Annotated in this window: 14 protein-coding genes; 6 read left to right on the forward strand and 8 right to left on the reverse strand. The window is 74.2% G+C overall.

Annotated features, from left to right (window positions below):
* Positions 1–8 precede the first annotated feature (8 nt).
* Both ACH4J0_RS35205 and ACH4J0_RS35210 read right to left on the reverse strand, forming a co-directional pair.
* A complete protein-coding gene (locus ACH4J0_RS35205; protein WP_396245180.1) occupies positions 9–557 on the reverse strand; it encodes a hypothetical protein in 549 nt (182 codons plus the stop codon).
* A gap of 93 nt (positions 558–650) precedes the next feature.
* Entirely contained in the window at positions 651–2009 is a 1359-nt protein-coding gene (locus tag ACH4J0_RS35210) for an MFS transporter (protein ID WP_396245199.1), read from the reverse strand.
* 587 nt (positions 2010–2596) lie between these two features.
* On the opposite strand from ACH4J0_RS35210, the gene ACH4J0_RS35215 reads away from it, so the two are divergent.
* Both ACH4J0_RS35215 and ACH4J0_RS35220 read left to right on the forward strand, forming a co-directional pair.
* Positions 2597–3478 carry a DUF3027 domain-containing protein gene (locus ACH4J0_RS35215; protein ID WP_396245202.1) on the forward strand — a complete coding sequence of 294 codons (882 nt, stop codon included), beginning with the start codon at positions 2597–2599 and terminating at the stop codon, positions 3476–3478.
* 319 nt (positions 3479–3797) lie between these two features.
* Positions 3798–7094 (forward strand): sacsin N-terminal ATP-binding-like domain-containing protein, encoded by a 3297-nt coding sequence (locus ACH4J0_RS35220; RefSeq protein WP_396245181.1) that lies wholly within the window; start codon positions 3798–3800, stop codon positions 7092–7094.
* Between the two features lie 6 nt (positions 7095–7100).
* Here ACH4J0_RS35220 and ACH4J0_RS35225 read toward each other — a convergent pair whose 3' ends face one another.
* The 3 genes from ACH4J0_RS35225 to ACH4J0_RS35235 form a co-directional block, all read right to left on the reverse strand.
* Positions 7101–7310 carry a hypothetical protein gene (locus ACH4J0_RS35225; protein WP_396245182.1) on the reverse strand — a complete coding sequence of 70 codons (210 nt, stop codon included), beginning with the start codon at positions 7308–7310 and terminating at the stop codon, positions 7101–7103.
* 88 nt (positions 7311–7398) lie between these two features.
* On the reverse strand, positions 7399–9855 hold the full coding sequence (locus ACH4J0_RS35230; protein WP_396245184.1) for an HAD-IC family P-type ATPase: 2457 nt from the start codon (positions 9853–9855) through the stop codon (positions 7399–7401).
* Positions 9856–9907: 52 nt separating this feature from the next.
* Complete coding sequence (locus ACH4J0_RS35235; protein WP_396245185.1) at positions 9908–10210, reverse strand: DUF2530 domain-containing protein; 303 nt, start codon at positions 10208–10210, stop codon at positions 9908–9910.
* Positions 10211–10447: 237 nt separating this feature from the next.
* Between ACH4J0_RS35235 and ACH4J0_RS35240 the strand changes: the two genes are divergently transcribed.
* On the forward strand, positions 10448–11854 hold the full coding sequence (locus tag ACH4J0_RS35240) for an NCS2 family permease (protein WP_396245204.1): 1407 nt from the start codon (positions 10448–10450) through the stop codon (positions 11852–11854).
* A 67-nt stretch (positions 11855–11921) separates the two neighbouring features.
* Here ACH4J0_RS35240 and ACH4J0_RS35245 read toward each other — a convergent pair whose 3' ends face one another.
* On the reverse strand, positions 11922–12374 hold the full coding sequence (locus ACH4J0_RS35245; RefSeq protein WP_396245186.1) for a VOC family protein: 453 nt from the start codon (positions 12372–12374) through the stop codon (positions 11922–11924).
* 130 nt (positions 12375–12504) lie between these two features.
* Between ACH4J0_RS35245 and ACH4J0_RS35250 the strand changes: the two genes are divergently transcribed.
* Together ACH4J0_RS35250 and ACH4J0_RS35255 are read left to right on the forward strand one after the other, a co-directional pair.
* Positions 12505–13428, forward strand: coding sequence for a DUF4231 domain-containing protein (locus tag ACH4J0_RS35250; protein WP_396245188.1), 924 nt, complete (start codon positions 12505–12507; stop codon positions 13426–13428).
* 204 nt (positions 13429–13632) lie between these two features.
* Entirely contained in the window at positions 13633–15345 is a 1713-nt protein-coding gene (locus ACH4J0_RS35255; protein ID WP_396245189.1) for a hydrogenase maturation protein, read from the forward strand.
* A 129-nt stretch (positions 15346–15474) separates the two neighbouring features.
* Here the strand turns inward: ACH4J0_RS35255 and ACH4J0_RS35260 are convergent, their stop codons facing one another.
* Together ACH4J0_RS35260 and ACH4J0_RS35265 are read right to left on the reverse strand one after the other, a co-directional pair.
* Positions 15475–16305: an MHYT domain-containing protein gene (locus ACH4J0_RS35260; RefSeq protein WP_396245190.1), complete on the reverse strand. Its 831-nt coding sequence runs from the start codon at positions 16303–16305 to the stop codon at positions 15475–15477.
* Positions 16306–16588: 283 nt separating this feature from the next.
* A complete protein-coding gene (locus ACH4J0_RS35265) occupies positions 16589–17074 on the reverse strand; it encodes a VOC family protein (RefSeq protein ID WP_396245192.1) in 486 nt (161 codons plus the stop codon).
* Between the two features lie 123 nt (positions 17075–17197).
* Here ACH4J0_RS35265 and ACH4J0_RS35270 point away from each other — a divergent pair, with 123 nt between their 5' ends.
* Complete coding sequence (locus tag ACH4J0_RS35270) at positions 17198–17632, forward strand: MarR family winged helix-turn-helix transcriptional regulator (RefSeq protein WP_030287092.1); 435 nt, start codon at positions 17198–17200, stop codon at positions 17630–17632.
* Positions 17633–17826: the final 194 nt, after the last annotated feature.

Here is a 17826-nt window from a genome sequence, read left to right on the forward strand (position 1 = left end):
CGGGAGTGTCAGCTGTTGCTGACGTCCTGGGCGTTCTTGCCGTTCAGCTGGAAGTACCAGACCGCGATCGGGGCCTCGGCCTTCTTGTCGATCTCGACCACGGTGACCAGGGTGTGGCCGCTGGCGTTCAGCACCGAGCCGGCCGTCTGGAGGCCGGAGAAGGTCGGGCCCTGGGCGTACGAGAAGAGGCTGGTCTGCCCGCCCTGGGCGCTCGAGCCGCCGTTGGTGGAGGCCCACCAGCCGGTCTCGGCCACGTTCGGGCTGACGCCGACGCCGATCCGGTCGCTCGGCACCACGTCGGAGGAGGGCAGCGAGCCCGCCTTCAGAGCCTTCGTGGCATTGGCCTTGCACTGGTCCTGCTGGTCGTCGGTCAGCGGGCTGCCGCCGTTCCAGCAGAACGGGTCCGCCGCCATCGACGTGGTGCCGACCGTCAGGGTGGCCCGGTGGGAGTTGTGCTCGGTCTGGCCGGAGGCGACCGCGACGGAGGTGCCAACCGTGGCGGCACCGACCACGACGACGGCGCCGAGGGCGGCGATGACACGGGTATTGAGGCTCATGCGTCAGAATCTACCGGGCCCGGCCGATCACGCTGCGCCGGGGTCGGCCACCGCGTGTTGTCCGTGCCCCCGGTTCAGGCCGGACCGGCCGGTTCACGCCACCCGGGGCGCGGACGGGTGACGCCGCAGGCCCAGCCGCAGCAGCGAGTGGCCCGTCCACACCAGCACCAGCCCGACCACCGCGGCGGCGATCGACAGGCCCAGCACCCCGTTCAGCGGCAGCATGATGCCGACCGCGCCGCCCGCCACCCAGGACAGCTGCATCAGCGTCTCCGAACGGGCGAACGCCGAGGTCCGCACCGCCTCCGGGACGTCCCGCTGGATCAGCGCGTCCAGCGCCAGCTTGCCCAGCGAGGCCGCCGTCCCGGACACCCCGGCGACCAGGACCACCGTCACCACGCCGTACCAGAGCGCGGCCGCCGCCGTCACGCAGGTCGCCAGCAGCAGCATCGCGGTGACCGTCGCCTCCGGGCCGCGGGTGCGCAGCCAGGAGCCGAGGACCGACCCCAGCGCGTTGCCGGTCCCGGCCGCCACCGCCACCAGGCCCAGTGCCAGGGTCGGCCGCAGGCCGCCGATCGGATCGGTGCGCAGCAGGAAGGCCAGGAAGAACACCAGGAAGCCGATCAGCCACCGCATCCCCGCCATCGCCCGCAGCGCCAGCACCACCGAGGGGCCCACGGTGCGCAGCGAGGCCTTGACCTTCGGGGGCCGGTGGTGGAGCAGGTGGGAGCCCTCGCCCTCGCCGGGCAGGTCGGCGTGCAGCACGGCCCGCTGCTCGCCCTTCGCCGAGTCGACCGTGTGCGGCAGGTGGAAGGCCATCAGGGTGCCGATCACGAACACGAGGAAGGCGCCGCGCAGCGGCCAGCCCGGCCCGATCAGGTGCAGCGCCCCGCCCACCCCGGCCGCCACGCCGGTGGCCAGCAGCCCGGCCAGGGTGACCCGCGAGTTCGCCTTCACCAGGGACAGCCGGCGCGGCAGCAGCCGGGGCACCACCACGCTGCGCACCACCCCGTACGCCTTGGACGCCACCAGCACGCCCAGCGCCTCCGGGTAGAGCGCGATGCCGCCGCCGGAGACCACCCCGGCCATCGTCCAGGCCAGCACGGCCCGGGTCAGCATCGACATCGCCATGGCCGCCCGGCGGCCGTGCGGCACCCGGTCCAGCAGCGGGCCGATCACCGGGGCGAGCAGGGCGAAGGGGGCCATCGTGATCAGCAGGTACAGGGCGACCCGGCCGCGGGCCTCGCCGGTCGGGACGGAGAAGAAGATGGTGGAGGCCAGCGCGATGGTGATCAGCATGTCGCCGAAGGAGTTCAGCGCGTGCAGCTCGATCAGCTTCGCCAGGCCCGACTCGCCGGCGCCCTCGGCCGAGGTGGCCCGGCGGATCCGGCGCCCGGTGCCGTGCACCAGCTTGCCGGTGCGCAGGCCGACGGCGGAGGCGGCGCGGACCAGGAGGTGGCGGCTGGGCTCGGGGGCTTCCTCGGTCGGGCCCCTGCCCTCCGGCCCTTCGGGGACCTCCGGCAACTCCGGGACCTCCGGCAACTCCGGGATCTCCGGGATCGCCGGCCGAGCCGATTTCTCCAGGCTGACCCGGGAACCGGACGCCCCGATGCCGTCCGCCGGCTGCGGTTCGCCCGCAGCGGGGACCGGAGGCTGCTGTCGCGGCGCCGCGTCCGCCTCGTCGGGGCCGTCGGCCCGCCGGGCGCGCAGTGCGTGCTGCGACGGGTTGTCGTCCGCCACAAGCCCATCCTGCCCCAGATTCGCCGCGGCAACGCGGGATCGGGGGCCGCTCGGCGCGGCCTCCGAAAGGGTCGGCTCCGCCCCGGACTGTGCCGGGGCACCGACCGGCGGGTAGCCTGCCCCAGGGTCCGCCCGCCGGGGCGCAGGGGCGCCGGCAGGCCGGACGAGCGGCGCGGCCGGTACCCGCGGCGGCCCCGGGTCGCGCAGAATGGACGAGGGACTACCGAGCCGCGACGGAGAAGGCAACACGCCGTGGGCGACAGAAGAACTGGGAGAGAATCGACGCCGTGAGTGCTGCGATGCGAAGCCGTACCCCCGACCGGCTCTGTGCCGAGGCCGTCGAACTCGCCCGTCAGGCAGCCGAGGAGGCCGTCGGGCCGGAGGCCGTCGGGCCGCACCTGGGTGTGCAGGCGGACGCCGACCGCGTCGTCACCCACAACTTCGAGTGCCTGGACGCGGCCTACCGCGGCTGGCACTGGGCGGTCACCGTGGCCCGCGCGCCGCGCGCCAAGAACGTGACGCTGGACGAGGTCGTGCTGCTGCCCGGCCCGGACGCGGTGTTGGCGCCGGAGTGGGTGCCGTGGAGCGAGCGGCTGCGCCCCGGTGACATGGGCCCCGGCGACCTGCTGCCGACCGGTGCGGACGACGTGCGGCTGGAGCCGGGCTGGAGCGGCGAGGACGAGCCCGCGCCGAACTCCGTGGTCGCCCTCGCGGCCGAGGAGGACGTGGTCGTCACCGACCCGCACGTCCAGCCCGCCCCGGCCCGCGCCCAGATCAACGCGGTCGCCGACGAGCTCGGCATGGGCCGCAGCCGGGTGCTCTCCCGGCTCGGCCTGCACCTGGCCGCCGACCGCTGGGAGAAGGCGCACGGCCCGCAGACGCCGATGGCGCAGGCCGCCCCGGCCGCGTGCGGCAGCTGCGGCTTCCTGATCCCGATCGGCGGCTCGCTCGGACAGGCCTTCGGCGTGTGCGGCAACGAGTTCGGGCCGGCCGACGGCCAGATCGTCTCCTTCGCGTACGGCTGCGGCGGGCACTCCGAGGCGGCCGTCATCCCGGCCCCGCCGGCGCCGTCCGAGCTGATCCTGGACGAGCTGGTGGTCGAGCCGCTGCAGCTCCACCCGGACCGCGCCTCCGGCTCGGTCGAGCCGGACGCCCCGGCGGAGGAGCTCGGCCACTCCTGATGTCCCTCCGCGGCCCGTCCCACTGAACCGGTGGGGCGGGCCGCGGCGTTCCTCCGGGTGGGGACGCCCGCCCGTCGCGGAGCCCCCGGCCCTCCCGCCGTCCGCGGGGACCCCCAGCCCTCGGACGGCGGCAGGGCGGGCCGTCGGACCGGCCGGTGGGATGCCGGCCGACGGCCGCTGCCGTCCCGTCCCGTTCGCCGTTTCCCACCTGCGGAATCCCGGTCGTGGCCGCCGTCGGCGCGGGCCGTGGTCGGGAGCAGTCGGTGCGGCAGGGAAGAATGCCCTACGACGTACAGGGCGGCGGAAGGCGGCAGGTCCAGTGGAACCTCGGATCATCGGCAGCGGCGCGGACGAGCACCTCGCGGATCCGTTCGGGAGCGCCGCGCTGCGCCGGCGGGTGCTGGACGCCTGGGCCGCCTCGCCGGCCCGGTTCCGGGAGGACGCCAACGCCGAGGAGGAACTGGCGCTCGGCGGCTACCGGGACCGCCTGGTGGTCGAGTTGGCGCAGAACGCGGCCGACGCGGCGGTGCGGGCCGGGCGCGGACCCGGGCGGCTGCGGCTGACCCTGGCCGACGGCGTGCTGGCCGCCGCCAACACCGGCGCCCCGCTGGACGCGGCGGCCGTCGAGTCGCTGTCCACCCTGCGCGCTTCCTCCAAGCGCGGCGAGGAGCCCGCCGTCGGCCGGTTCGGCGTCGGCTTCGCCGCCGTCCTCGCCGTCACCGACGAGCCGGCCGTGCTCGGCGCGGCGGGCGGGGTGCGCTGGTCGCTGGGCGAGGCCCGGGCGCTCGCCGCGGCGCAGCCCGCGCTGGCCGACGAGCTGCGGGCCCGGGACGGCCACGTGCCGCTGCTGCGACTGCCGTTCGCGGCCGAGGGCCCGGCGCCCGAGGGCTACGACACCGTGGTGGTGCTGCCGCTGCGCGACGCCGCCGCCGAGGACCTGACCCGCCGTCTGCTGGCCGGGATCGACGACGCCCTGCTGCTCACCCTGCCGGGGCTGGCCGAGGTCGTGGTGGAGACCCCCGAGGGCACCCGGATGCTCACCCGCAGCGCCGCCGAGCCGCGCCCGGACGGCGTCACCGAGGTCACCGTCACCGACGACGCGGGCGGCCGGCTGCGGCGGACGGTCTGGCAGACCGCCGGCGCCTCCGGCCGGTTGGACGCCGAACTGCTCGCCGACCGGCCCACCGAGGAGCGCGCCCGCCCGTACTGGACGGTGACCTGGGCCGTCCCGGTGGAGGAGGACGGCAGCCCGCAGCGGCCCGCCATCGCGCCGGTGCTGCACGCGCCCACCCCCAGTGACGAGCCGATCGGCCTGCCCGCGCTGCTGATCGCCTCCTACCCGCTGGACTCCACCCGCCGGCACATCGCCTCCGGCGCGCTGGCCGACTTCCTCACCGAGCGCGCCGCCGACAGCTACGCCGACCTGCTGCGCGCCCGCGGCGCCGACCTCGGCTCGCTCGGGCTCGTCCCCGGACCGCTGGGGCAGGGCGCACTGGACAACGCGCTGCGCGGGGCGGTGCTGTCCCGGCTGCCCGGAACCCCGTTCCTGCCGCACCCGGGCGGCGTCGAGGAGGGCACGCCCGCCCTGCGGCCCCGGGACGCGACGCTGCTGGAGGGCGCGGACGGCTCGGTGGTGGAGGCGCTCGCGCCGATCTTCCCTGGGCTGCTGCCGGCCGGTCTGGAGCGCCGCACCGAGCTGCGGGTGCTCAACGTGCGCCGGGTGCCGCTGGCCGAGGTGGTGGACCAGCTCGGCGGGCTGGACCGCGACCCCGCCTGGTGGCGCAACCTGTACGCGGCGCTCGGCGCGGCCGACCCGGAGGCGCTGGGCGCACTGCCCGTACCGCTCGCCGACGGACGGACCGTCACCGGTCCCCGGCGGGTGCTGCTGCCCTCCGGGGACGCCGACTGGGCGGCCTTCCCCGGCTACCCCGAGTCGCTGGCCGGGGCGCTCGCCGCGCTCGACCTGCGCCTCGCCCACCCCGAGGCCGCCCACCCGCTGCTGGCCAAGCTGGGCGCCGGCACCGCCACCCCGGCCGGGGTGCTGGACACCCCCGAGGTGCGCGCCGCCGTCGCCCGCTCCTACGAGCTGGCCGACGACGACCTGGACGCCGCGCTCGAACTGGCCGACGCCGTGCTGGCGCTGGTGAAGGCAGCCGCCCCGGCGCCCGGCGAGCACCCCTGGCTGGCCCGGCTGGCACTGCTGGACGACGAGGGCGAGCCCGCCCGGGCGGGCGAACTGGTGCTGCCCGGAAGCCCGTTCGCCGCGCTCGCCCGGGAGGAGGACGCCGGCTGGGTGGACGACGAGCTGCTGGAGCGCTGGGGCCCCGAGGTGCTCACGGCCGTCGGTGTGCTGGCCGACTTCGTGCTGGTGCGCGCCGAGGACGTGGTGCTCGACCCGGACGACCTGGAGCGGCTCGACCCGACCGTGCCCGCCGACCGGGCGGCCGGCGGCCACCCCACCGGGCTGCTGGACGAGGCGCCCGACGGGCTCGCCGAGTGGGCCGAGGACGCCCTGGAGGCGCTGCACGCCGACGAGGCGGTCGGCGTGCCGCCGGTGGCCGCCGAGCTGCTGGCCGTCCGGGACCTCGACCTGGTGGACGACGACGCCTGGCCGGAGGCGCTCGCCGCGCTCGCCCGCCCGCCGTACCGGGACGCCGTGGTGAACCCGGTGCGCACCCTGTTGCCGGACGGCAGCTACGCCGACCTGCCGCCGTACACCGCCTGGTGGCTGCGCGACCACCCGGTGCTGGGCGGCCGCGAGCCCGCCGGGCTGCGCGCCGCCGGGGCCGACCCGCTGCTGCGCGGCCTGTACGACGAGGCCCGCACCACCCTGGACGAGCAGTTCCTGCACGCCCTCGGGGTGCGCACCACGCTGGCCGCGCTGCTCGCCGAGGTGCACGGCCCGGACGAGGTGCTGGACCGGCTCACCGACCCGGCCGCCGAGGTCGGGCACCGCCAACTGCACGGCATCCACAGCGCGTTGGCGAGGGTCGACCGCGAACGGATCGAACCGCTGGACGTGGTAAGGGCGTTGCCGCCGCTGGACCCGGCCACCGGGCGCCGCCCGGACCGCACGGTGGTGGTGGACGCCACCGAGGCGGTCGTCGCCGACGCCCCCGACCTGGTCCAACTGCTTCACCCGTACCCGCTGTTGCCGGTCGCCCCGGCGCTCGCCGCGGAGCTCGCCGAGCGGCTGCACGTGTCGCTGGCCAGCGAGGTGGCCGGCGGACGGGTGCTCTCCGAGGGCGTGCTGCACCGTGTCCCGGCCGTGGTGCGGGAGCTGCTGCCCGGCTGCCCCGTCGCCTATGAGGAGCACGAGGAGCTGCTGGTGGTCGGGCCGGACGGCGGCGAGGCCGCGGTCGACTGGCGGTGGGACCCCGAGGCGGACGTCCCGGAGCCGCCGTACGACCCGGAGCTGGCCGAAGCCGCCGACGAGGACGACGAGTTCGAGGTCCCGCCGGTGCCCGGCCTGCTGCACGCCGCCACCCCGGAGGGCCTGGCGGCGGGCCTGGCCTGGTCGGTCGGGCAGTGGCACCGGCGCTTCGAGGTGCTGGCGGCGCTCAGTGAGCCGGACCGGGCGTACGAGCTGTCCGCGGCCCGGGACTTCGAGGGCTGACCGGGGTCAGCTGCTGCGCGGCTTGATCCGCAGGTAGACGGTGGTGGTGACGGTCAGCCAGATGGCGCCGAGCGTCACCAGCGCCGCCGACTTCAGCGCGGGCGTCGGCCTGACCGCCAGGCCGATGCCCGCCATCGCCAGCGCCGCCAGCCCGGCCGCCAGCAGCCCGCCCAGGAAGGCGATGAACGCCTCCAGTTCCCCACCCTTGCGCGCCATTCGGCACCCCCTCTCGGGGTGATGCTAGGCGTGTCCGACGATTCGCGATCGCGCGCCCGGCGGGAATCGCCGGACACGCCCTCGGTCGTCACTCCAAGCCGCGGCGCTTCATCCACGCCCAGGCGGTCTCCAGGACCACGCCGCAGACCAGCGCGATGGCGACGCCCGTCCACGGGTCGCGGTCACCGACCAGGGAGAGCTGGAAGAAGTTCGACAGCCACGGCACCACCAGCACCAGGGCGAAGGCGAAACCCATGGTGCCGATCAGCAGCAGGCGCCACCAGTTGTACGGGCGGGCGACGATGGCGAGGACCCAGATGGCGATCAGGAAGAGCGTCAGGGTGGCCACGCTGGTGTCGGCCTCGAGGTCGGTGGCGTGGTTGGCCCGGGCCAGCGAGTAGGCGACGAAGGTGCCGGTGCCGGCGATGACTCCGCCGGGGACCGCCAGCCGCAGCACGCGTTTCACGAAGCCGGTGCGGGCCCGCTCGTTGTTGGGGGCGAGGGCGAGGAAGAAGGCCGGCACGCCGATGGTGAGGGTGGACAGCACGGTGGAGTGCCGGGGCAGGAACGGGTACGGCGAGTGGGTGAAGATCACCAGCAGCGCCAGCAGCACCGAGTACACCGTCTTGACCAGGAACAGCCCGGCCACCCGTTCGATGTTGCCGATCACCCGGCGGCCCTCGGCGACCACCGAGGGCAGGGTGGCGAAGGAGTCGTCCAGCAGCACGATCTGGGCGACGGCCTTGGTGGCGTCCGAGCCGGTGCCCATCGCCACGCCGATGTCGGCGTCCTTGAGCGCGAGCACGTCGTTGACGCCGTCGCCGGTCATCGCCACGGTGTGGCCGCGCGACTGGAGGGCCCCGACGAGCAGGCGCTTCTGCTGGGGGGTGACCCGGCCGAAGACGCTGGTCCGGTCGGCGGTCTCGGCGAGCTCGTCCGCGTCCTCGGGCAGGGTGCGGGCGTCCAGCGGGTGGTCCGCGCCGGGCAGGCCGAGGTGCCCGGCGACCGCGCCGACCGAGACGGCCGCGTCGCCGGAGATCACCTTGGCCCGGACGCTCTGCCCCTCGAAGTAGCGCAGGGTGTCGGCGGCGTCCGCGCGCAGCCGCTGCTGGAGCACCACCAGGGCCAGCGGGACGAGTCCGGAGGCCGGGTCGGGGGAGTCCAGCGGGACGGGCGTGCGGCCGAGCAGCAGCACCCGCAGGCCCTGGGCGCCCAGCTCGTCCACCTCGGCGAGCGCCGGGTGTTCGGCGGGCAGTAGCACGTCCGGGGCGCCGAGCAGCCAGCTGGCCTCGCCGCCCTGGGGCTCCAGCAGCTGCACCCCGCTCCACTTGCGGGCGGAGGAGAAGGGCATCGCCTCGATCACCCGCCAGCCGTTGCCGCCCGGGCCCGGGCCCTCGCCGCGCCCGTACGCGTCGATCACGGCCTGCATGGACGGGTTGGGGCGGGCGTCGGCGCCGGCCATCACGGCGAGCGCGTGCTCGATGGCGCCCTCGTCGACCGGGGCGGGCTCGCCGTCGGAGAGCACCCGCAGGTCGACGACGTCCATGCCGCCCTCGGTGAGGGTGCCGGTCTTGTCCAGGCAGACGGTGTCGACCCGGGCCAGGCCCTCGATCGCCGGGAGCTCCTGGACCAGGCACTGCCTGCGCCCCAGCCGGATCACGCCGATCGCGAAGGCGACCGAGGTCAGCAGGACCAGGCCCTCGGGGACCATCGGCACGATGCCGGCCACCATCCGGCGCACGGCCTCGCGCCAGTCGCGGCCCTCGACGGCCAGCTGGCTGATGATCAGGCCGAGGGCGGTGGGGATCAGCAGGTAGGTGATGAACCGCAGGATGCTGTTGATGCCGCTGCGCAGCTCCGACTTGACCAGGGTGAACTTGCTGGCCTCCTCGGCCAGCTGGGCCGCGTAGGCCTCGCGGCCGACCCTGGTGGCGGTGAAGGCGCCCGCGCCGGCCACCACGAAGCTGCCGGACATCACCTGGTCGCCGGGCTGTTTGAGGACGGGGTCGGGCTCGCCGGTGAGCAGCGACTCGTCGATCTCCAGGCCGTCCGCCTCGGTGACCTCGCCGTCCACGATCACCTTGTCGCCGGTGCCGAGCAGCACGGTGTCGTCGAGGACGATCCCGGAGACGGCGACCTGCTGGACGCCGCCGTCCCGGCGGACCTGCGGGCGGGCCTCGCCGATCAGCGCCAGGCTGTCCAGGGTCTTCTTGGCGCGCAGTTCCTGGAAGATGCCGATCGCCGTGTTGGCCACGATGACCAGGCCGAACAGGCCGTCCTGGATGGGGCCGACGATCAGGATGATCCCGAACATGATGCCGATGATGGCGTTGAACCGGGTGAAGACGTTGGCCCGGACGATCTCCCCGGCGGACCGGCTGGACCGCACCGGGACGTCGTTGACCTGCCCCTTCGTGACGCGTTCGGCCACCTCGGCGGCGGTGAGGCCGCCGCGCCGACCGGGCAGCAGCCCGAGCGGGTGCGCCCCGCCGACGCGGGATCCGTCGCTCGGCTGCTCTTCCGCGGGCTGGGCAGGCTGCGTCATGGCACCGACTCTACGGGCGCCTCATGTCCGGTGCGTGCTACTAAAGGACCGTTCAGTCCGACCGGGTGGCCGGGCCCCCGCCGTCGTTCTCGGCTTCCCGTGCGGCCGCCTCGACGGCGCGGCTGCGGGCGATCGCGTCCCGCCGGGCGCGGCAGTACCAGAGGCCGATCAGACCGAGCAGGCCGCCGGAGAGGCAGATCCAGGGCCAGGTGCCGTGACCGTGGTCGGAGAGGGTGCCCTGGAAGGGGAGCAGGGCGAGGAAGGCGGCGAACCACAGCACCGTGCCGCCACCGACGATGGCGACGTCGTTGGCCTCCAGCGGAGGGGGCGAGGGGTGCAGCGGCGTCTTGGGCATGGGGCCTAGCGTACGGTGCGCGGCGGGCTCGGGGGCGCGGTGGGAGCCCGATCGACGCCACCCGGGCTCTACGCGCGAAGATAGCGCGTGTGCGACCGGGAAACCATACTTGAAGCTCCACGCCCGGCCACCGTCGCCACGGGCGTTCTCCCCCTCCTCAGCTCCCCCACAGAGGACGCACGCATGCCTGTGGTCCAGCCGACCACCGAGTCGCCCGAACCCGCGGCCCCCACGCCGATGCCCCCCGACGGCGCCCTGGACCGCTACTTCCGGATCAGCGAGCGGGGCTCCACCCTGCCGCGCGAGATCCGCGGCGGTGTCGCCACCTTCTTCACCATGGCGTACATCCTGGTGCTGAACCCGATCATCCTGGCCAGCGCCACGGACGTCACCGGGACCCACCTGAACAGCGCCCAGCTGGTCACCGCCACCGCCCTCACCGCGGGTCTCACCACCCTGCTGATGGGCGTGATCGGCAACGTGCCGATCGGCCTGGCGGCCGGCCTCGGCGTCAACACCATCGTCGCGCTCCAGCTCGCGCCCAGGATGACCTGGCCGGACGCCATGGGCATGGTGGTGCTGGCCGGCTTCGCGATCATGCTGCTGGTCGCCACCGGTCTGCGCGAGCGGGTCATGAACGCCGTGCCGCTCGGGCTGCGCAAGGCCATCGCGATCGGCATCGGCCTGTTCATCAGCCTGGTCGGCCTGGTCGACTCCGGCTTCGTCAGCCGCGTCCCCGACGCCGCCCACACCACCGTCCCGCTGCAGCTCGGCGGCAACGGGCACCTGCTCGGCTTCCCGGTTCTGGTCTTCGTGTTCGGCCTGGTGCTGACCCTGGTCCTGGTGATCCGCAGGGTGCCCGGCGCGATCCTGATCAGCATCGCGGCCTCCACCGTGCTCGCCCTGGTGATCGACAAGGTCGCCGACATCCCGGCGCTCAAGTGGGGCCTGACCGTCCCCACCTGGCCCGGCAACCCGGTGGCCGTCCCGGACTTCGGGCTCGTCGGCAAGGTCAGCCTGTTCGGCGGCTTCGGGAAGGTCGGCGTGCTGACCGGCGTGCTGTTCGTCTTCACCGTCCTGATGTCCTGCTTCTTCGACGCGATGGGCACCATCCTCGGCGTCGCCGACGAGGCCCACCTGCTCGACGAGAAGGGCGACCTTCCCGGCATCAACCGGATCCTGATGGTCGACGGCATCGCCACCGCGGCCGGCGGCGCCACCTCCGCCTCCGCCAACACCTGCTTCGTCGAGTCCACGGCCGGCGTCGGCGAGGGAGCCCGCACCGGCTTCGCGTCGATCGTCACCGGTCTGCTCTTCGTGGTGGCGCTCTTCCTCACCCCGCTCGCCACCATGGTCCCCGCGCAGGCAGCCACCCCGGCCCTGGTCACGGTCGGCTTCCTGATCCTGGCCAACTCGATCAAGGAGATCGACTGGGCGGACTACACCATCGCGATCCCGGCCTTCCTGACCATCGTGATGATGCCGTTCACCTACTCGATCACCAACGGCATCGGCTTCGGCTTCATCGCCTTCTGTCTGCTGCGCCTGGCCGCCGGCCGAGGCCGCGGCGTGCCGGCCCCGCTCTACGTGGTGGCGGCGGTGTTCGCCTTCTACTACCTGATGCCGGCCCTCGGCCTGCTCTGAGCCGGACGGACCCGAAGGGTCCTCCCCGCGCCGCGGGGAGGACCCTTCGGCGTTCCCGGCGGGCCGGTCAGTGGACGCAGAACTCGTTGCCCTCCGGGTCCCGCATGACGGTCCACTCGCCGCCGGGCTCCTCGACCTCGCGCAGGGCGGTGGCGCCGAGGGCTTCGAGGCGGGCGACGGTGGCCGCGCGCTCGCCCGGGCCGGGGTGGACGTCCAGGTGGAGGCGGTTCTTGGGCGGTTCCTTGCCCTCGGGGACGGCCTGGAAGAGGATGCGGCGGCCCAGCCCGGTGTCGGAGGCCGGGTCGTGCTCGTCCTCGGGGTGGCGGACGGCGGCGAGGGTGCGCCAGGCCGGGTGGCCGTCGACCTCGGTGAGGGCGTCCGCGGTGATCGCGCCGGCGCCCAGGAGGCGGGTGATCAGGGGGCTGTGGTCCTCGACGGTGTAGTCGAGGGCGGCGCCCCAGAAGGCGGCCTGGCGGTGCGGGTCGGCGCAGTCGATGACGAGCTTCCAGTGCAACGGCATGTAACCGTTTGTATCGGTTACGCACGGGCGGGGCAATCGGCGACCGGCGGAAGGTGTCAAAAAGGCGACTGTGTAGGGCAGTTGGCGGGGGGCATACTGCCTGGACGGAGACGGGGAGGGGACTCGACCGATGGTGCAACAGGATCCGCCCGGGGGAGTCGAGGCGCGGCTGCTGCCGGAGTTGTTCTGGCGGGCGGACAAGGCCTCGCTGGACGGACAGCGCGAGACGCTCCGCTGGCACCGCGGGCTGATCGCCATGCTGGTGGTCGCCGCGCTGATCGGCTCGCTCCCGGGGCCGGACCACCACGGCGACAGCGATATCAAGCCACTGTTCTCGGTGGCCGCCTTCCTGGTCGCCGGCTACTTCTGGTCCCGGCTGCGCCGCAGCGACCCGCAGGGCCGGTGGTACGAGGCCCGGGCGGCGGCCGAGTCGGTCAAGACGCTGGCCTGGAAGTACAGCGTCCGGGCCCGGCCCTTCGACGGCGAGGCCGAGTCGGCGGACGCCGACCGCGGCTACCTGCTCCAGGTCGAGGACGTGCTGCGGGCCTTCGAGGACCCGGAGATCGTGCCGCCCGGCAGCGTCCCGGAGATCACCGAGGAGATGCGGCGCGCCCGGGCCGACAGCCTGACCGCCCGGCGCACGCTCTACCTGCGCACCCGGGTCGAGGGCCAGCGCACCTGGTACCGCTCCCGGGCCGAGTCCTGCGAGTCCCAGGCGGTCTCCTGGGGGCTCGGCATCGCGACGCTGATCATCATCGGTGCGGCGGCGGCGATCGCCCAGGCCACCGGCGCCCTGGAGGTGCACATCTTCGGCGCCAGCTCGGCCGCGGCCGCCGCGATCATCGCCTGGACGCAGCTCAAGCAGCTGCGCCCGCTGGCCGCCGCCTACCAGCTGGCCGCGCGCGAGCTGGAGAACGTCGGCAACCAGCTCTCCGACCTCGACCTCAAGGCGCCGGACGCCGAGGCGCGCTGGGCCCGGCTGGCCGCCGAGGCGGAGGACGCGGTCTCCCGGGAGCACACCACCTGGCGGGCCCGGCGGGCGTTCCCGCGGTAGGGCGGAGCGGGGATCCGCAAGACGTTTCCCGGGTCAACCCAGGGGAGGGGCTGGGGAGATCCGGCGAAGCGGGGCCACGCCGGGGTCACAGGTGTGCGGGGTGCGTGAGGGTAGAGCGCCGAGGCACGGAACGTGACCATTACGTGTCCATGCCCTGGTTTCATCGCCTCCGCGCGACCCGCAGTCCCTGCCCGGAGGCCCCCTGTGCGCATTCTCCTGATCGCCACCGCGTTCAACAGCCTGACCCAGCGCGTCCACACCGAGCTGCGCGAGCGCGGCCACCAGGTCGCCGTCCAACTCGCGCTCGGCGACGACCAGATGAGGGACGCCGTGGCCCGCGTCGACCCGGAGCTGATCATCTGCCCGATGCTCACCAGGGCCGTCCCGGCGGACATCTGGTCCAGCCGGACGGTCCTGATCGTGCACCCGGGCCCCAAGGGCGACCGAGGCCCCTCCTCGCTCGACTGGGCGATCACCGAGGACGCCCGGCGCTGGGGCGTCACCGTGCTGCAGGCCGTCGAGGAGATGGACGCCGGTGACATCTGGGCGTCCGTCGAATTCGCCGTCCCGGACTGCGGCAAGAGCGAGCTGTACCGCGGCGAGGTCGCGGACGCCGCCGTCGAGGCCGTCCTGCTGGCCGTCCAGCGCTACGAGGGCGGGCTGTTCACCCCCGAACCGCTCGACTACACCCGCCCCGACGTGCGCGGCGAACTGCGGCCGTTCCTCCGCCAGGAGGCGCGCCGGATCGACTGGCAGCAGGACGACACCGCCACCGTGCTGCGAAAGCTGCGCGCCGCCGACTCCCAGCCCGGCGTGCTGGACGAGCTGTACGGGCGCGAGTTCTTCCTGCACGGCGGCCACCCCGAGGACGAGCTGCGCGGTCCGGTGCCCGGCGCCGTCCTGGCCACCCGGGACGGCGCGATCTGCCGGGCCACCGTGGACGGCGCGGTCTGGATCCCGCAGCTGCGCCCGCGCCGCACCCCCGGCGGCCCGGTCACCTTCAAGCTGCCGGCCGCCACGGTGCTGGCCGACGAGCTGCACCGGGTCCGCGAGGTGCCGGTGACCCCGGCGCAGGCCGCCCGCCGCAACACCTGGTCGGAGCTGCGCTACCGGGAGGAGGGCGACGTCGGCTTCCTCGAATTCGCCTACGCCGGAGGGGCGATGAGCACCGAACAGTGCCGCCGGCTGCTGGCCGCCTACCGCGAGGCCGCCGACCGGCCCACCTCGGTGCTGGTGCTGGGCGCGCCCCGGGACTTCTACTCCAACGGGATCCACCTCAACGTCATCGAGGGCGCGGCCTTCCCGGCGCTGGAGTCCTGGGAGAACATCAACGCGATGGACGACCTGGTCGAGGCGATCCTGACCACCGGCGACAAGCTGACCGTCGCCGCGCTGGCGGGGAACGCGGCCGCCGGAGGGCTGATGCTGGCGCTCGCCGCCGACGAGGTGTGGTGCCGCGACTCGGCGGTGCTCAACCCGCACTACCGGCTGATGGGCCTGTACGGCTCCGAGTACTGGACGTACACCCTCCCGGCCCGGGTCGGTGCCGAGCAGGCCGAGCGGCTCACCACCGAGGCGCTGCCGGTCGGGGCCGGACACGCCCGCCGGATCGGCCTGGTGGACCGTACGGCCGGAGGGGACGCGGCCGACTTCCGCCGCTGGGTGGCCCGGGAGGCCGCGCGGCTGGCCGACTCGGCGGAACTCACCGGGCGGCTGGTGGACAAGAAGCGCCGCCGTGCCGAGGACGAGGAGGCGAAGCCGCTGGCCGAGTACCGGGCGGAGGAGCTGCGCCGGATGCACGCCAACTTCTACCGGGCGGGCGAGCCGTACCACGCGCTGCGACGGGACTTCGTGCGCAAGGTCTGCCCGGTGGCCACGCCGGAGCACCTGACGCGGCTGCTCGGGAAGCCGGAGTAACCGCGCCCGACACGACGACGTCCGGCCGGGGTGGGGAACCCGGCCGGACGTCCTGTTGTGCGGTGTTCCGCTGCGCGGTTCTCCCGCCGCGCGGTGCTCTTCCGCTGTCCGGGCTCTGCTGCCCGGGGTTCAGCGCCGGGCGCGCGCCTCGGTCATCGACCGCCGCTGCTGCGGGGGGACCCGGGGCGTCCGCGGCGGCAGCGGTGCCGCCGGGCCGGCCAGCAGCGGCCGGGTGGAGGCCTTGCTGGGCGAGACGGCGAAGGCCAGCGAGCCGAAGAAGACGTAGCAGCCGAGCCCGACCCCGAGCGGGAAGATGAACTGCAGGGCCATCACGCCGCCCTGGGTGGAGTGCGAGGGGTCCAGCCGGACGGACAGCGCCGCCATCCCGGTGTAGTGCATGGCGCAGACGGCCACGCCCATCACCGGCGCCGCCGCCAGTACGGCGAGGGTGCCCCGGATGTTCAGCGCGGCCCAGAGCGCGGCCGTCGCCGCGAACACCGCGATCCCGACCGACAGCGCCACCGTGGTGCGGTCGTAGCCGAGCCAGCCGGGCAGGACCATCGCGGCCATGCCCAGGTAGTGCATCGCCGCGACCCCGAGCCCGGTGGTGAGCCCGCCGATCAGCAGGGCCAGCAGGGGGCGGCTGCGCCAGTACCCGACGGTGAACAGCCCGACGCCGACCATGGCGACGGCGACCAGCAGGCTGACCACGGTCAGCCCCGGCTGGTAGCTGATCTCGACGCCGCTGACCGAGAAGCCGAGCATCGCGATGAAGTGCATGGACCAGATCCCGGCCCCGAGCGAGGTCGAGGCGAAGAGCAGCCAGGCGATCCGGCTGCGGCCCTGCGAGACGAGTGCCCAGCGGGCGCTGCGCAGGGCGACGAAGGCGCCGAGGCAGGCGACGAAGTACGAGACCGCCGGTGTCACCCAGCCGTGGTCGGCATGATGGATCTCTCCCAATTGGGCTCCCTGGACATGGGTTGCGGACGCCAGGGCTCGGACGGAAGCGGCAGGCCGGACGGCCGGGGAGGGCGTGCGGGAAACGGGCACGGGACGGCTTCGCCGAGAGGGGGGCTGGCGTGTGGTGCACCTGACAGCGGGGACAGTAGCCACTACCCACTGGTCGCACAAGGTTCGTGGTTTTCGTGAAGTCCCAGGTCAGGATGGACCTTTACGCCGTCTGCATGATCTTGGCACCAAGCCCTGACACCGCCTGCGCACCGCCCCCCGGCCCTTTTGTCGGTTACTCCAGCGGGGCGAGCCCGAACGGGTGGCCTGCCGGGTCGATCAGCACCTTGAGGGTGCGGCCGTGCTGGTAGTCGGGCTCGGTCGCGCCGAGCGCGAGGGCCTTCGCGGTGGACTCCTCCAGGTCGTCCACGTAGAAGTCGAGGTGGAAGTGCTTGCTGCCGTCCGGCTCGGTCCACGGCTCCGGCCGGTAGCCGGTCACCCGTCCGAAGCCCAGCGGGCTGCCGCCCTCCGGGTTGTCCAGGATCGCGAAGTGCTCGTCCACGTGCCGGGTCTCCCAGCCGAGCAGCTCGCCGTAGAACGAGGCCAGCGCGACCGGGTCGGCGCAGTCGATGGTGACCATGGCGAGCCGGGCGAAGCCGGTGTCGTCCGGCGGGGACTGCGGGGACTGCGGGGACTGCGGGGCCCGTCGGGCCTGCGGGGCCTGCGCGGGCGGTGGTGCCTGCGCGGGCGGGGCGGACTGTTCGGAAGCGACGTCGGACATGGCTGATCGGCCCTTCCCGGGGTCGGGAGCGGTGACCCCATGACCAATATGGCACCGGGCCGATCTTCCGGCGCGGTGGGAACCCGTTTTTCCTTAGCGAGAGTAATGACGTAAGCTAAAGAGATGCCCGAGATGTCCGAGCAGGACCTCGCAGCGATCTCTCAGCTGCGGTCGTCCACGATGCGCCTCTCCCGACGACTCAAACACCAGCGGGTGGAGGAGTCGCTCAGTCCCACCGAGATGGGGGTACTGGGCACTCTCGCCCGGTGCGGGAAGGCGACGCCGGGTGAGCTCGCCCGGAAGGAGCACGTGCAGCCTCCCTCGATGACCAGGATCGTCGCGATGCTGGAGGAGAAGGGGCTGGTGCGGCGCGAGCCGCACCCCGAGGACCGCCGTCAGGTGGTCGTCAGCAGCACCGAGCAGGCCGAGACGATCCTCACGGAGAGTCGTCGGCGCCGAAACGTCTGGCTCGCCGAGCTCGCCCAGGGGCTCGACGATGAGGAGTGGGCCGTCCTCCGGGAAGCCGCTCCCGTGCTCTACAAGCTCGCACACCTCTAGGCACACCGAGCCCGGCCCAGCCGCCGGGAGACGAAGGAGCCCGCATCACCGCAGGACCGACCACCGTAACCAGGAGCGGGGCGGCCCCCCCCCCGGCCCGCGCGCCCCCCGGGGGGGCCCCCCGGACACCCCCCGCCCCCCCCCCCCCCCCCCCCCACCCGACCCCCCACCCCCCCCCCCCCCCCCCCCCGGCC

Origin of the sequence: Kitasatospora sp. NPDC017646, from assembly GCF_044329365.1 — a bacterium.
GTDB lineage: Bacteria > Actinomycetota > Actinomycetes > Streptomycetales > Streptomycetaceae > Kitasatospora.

Coding starts and splice junctions, on each gene's coding strand:
- ACH4J0_RS35270 (WP_030287092.1), top strand. CDS start 17,198: ATGCCCGAGATGTCCGAGCAGGACCTCGCAGCGATCTCTCAGCTGCGG.
- ACH4J0_RS35230 (WP_396245184.1), bottom strand. CDS start 9,855: ATGACGCAGCCTGCCCAGCCCGCGGAAGAGCAGCCGAGCGACGGATCC.
- ACH4J0_RS35265 (WP_396245192.1), bottom strand. CDS start 17,074: ATGTCCGACGTCGCTTCCGAACAGTCCGCCCCGCCCGCGCAGGCACCA.
- ACH4J0_RS35205 (WP_396245180.1), bottom strand. CDS start 557: ATGAGCCTCAATACCCGTGTCATCGCCGCCCTCGGCGCCGTCGTCGTG.
- ACH4J0_RS35245 (WP_396245186.1), bottom strand. CDS start 12,374: ATGCCGTTGCACTGGAAGCTCGTCATCGACTGCGCCGACCCGCACCGC.
- ACH4J0_RS35250 (WP_396245188.1), top strand. CDS start 12,505: ATGGTGCAACAGGATCCGCCCGGGGGAGTCGAGGCGCGGCTGCTGCCG.
- ACH4J0_RS35240 (WP_396245204.1), top strand. CDS start 10,448: ATGCCCCCCGACGGCGCCCTGGACCGCTACTTCCGGATCAGCGAGCGG.
- ACH4J0_RS35235 (WP_396245185.1), bottom strand. CDS start 10,210: ATGCCCAAGACGCCGCTGCACCCCTCGCCCCCTCCGCTGGAGGCCAAC.
- ACH4J0_RS35225 (WP_396245182.1), bottom strand. CDS start 7,310: ATGGCGCGCAAGGGTGGGGAACTGGAGGCGTTCATCGCCTTCCTGGGC.
- ACH4J0_RS35215 (WP_396245202.1), top strand. CDS start 2,597: ATGCGAAGCCGTACCCCCGACCGGCTCTGTGCCGAGGCCGTCGAACTC.